Origin of the sequence: Exiguobacterium sp. s59 (assembly GCF_018617475.1) — a bacterium.
In the GTDB taxonomy this organism is placed as follows: Bacteria; Bacillota; Bacilli; order Exiguobacteriales; family Exiguobacteriaceae; genus Exiguobacterium; species Exiguobacterium aestuarii.
Genome location: NZ_JACSKG010000023.1, coordinates 1 through 272, shown reverse-complemented (window position 1 = coordinate 272; position 272 = coordinate 1). Strand labels below are relative to the sequence as shown.

2 tRNA genes are annotated in these 272 nt (G+C 44.1%); both read left to right on the top strand.

Going from position 1 to position 272, the window contains the following annotated elements:
• The first annotated feature begins 10 nt into the window (after window positions 1-10).
• Window positions 11-87, top strand: a tRNA-Arg gene (locus KNO91_RS15290).
• 6 nt (window positions 88-93) lie between these two features.
• Window positions 94-170, top strand: a tRNA-Pro gene (locus KNO91_RS15285).
• Window positions 171-272 lie beyond the last annotated feature (102 nt).

Below are 272 nucleotides of genomic sequence, written 5' to 3'. Positions count from 1 at the left end.
CGCACCATATGCACCCTTAGCTCAGCTGGATAGAGCGTTAGACTACGAATCTAAAGGCCGGGAGTTCGAATCTCTCAGGGTGCACCATTATTACGGGAAGTAGCTCAGCTTGGTAGAGCACTTGGTTTGGGACCAAGGGGTCGCAGGTTCGAATCCTGTCTTCCCGACCATTTAATTTTTGGTCTTTGAAAACTGAACGATGAGGCAAAAAAAGTTTTACAATTTTTGAATGAAGCGCAAGCTTCGTCAATTTAAGAGCTATATCAAATTCT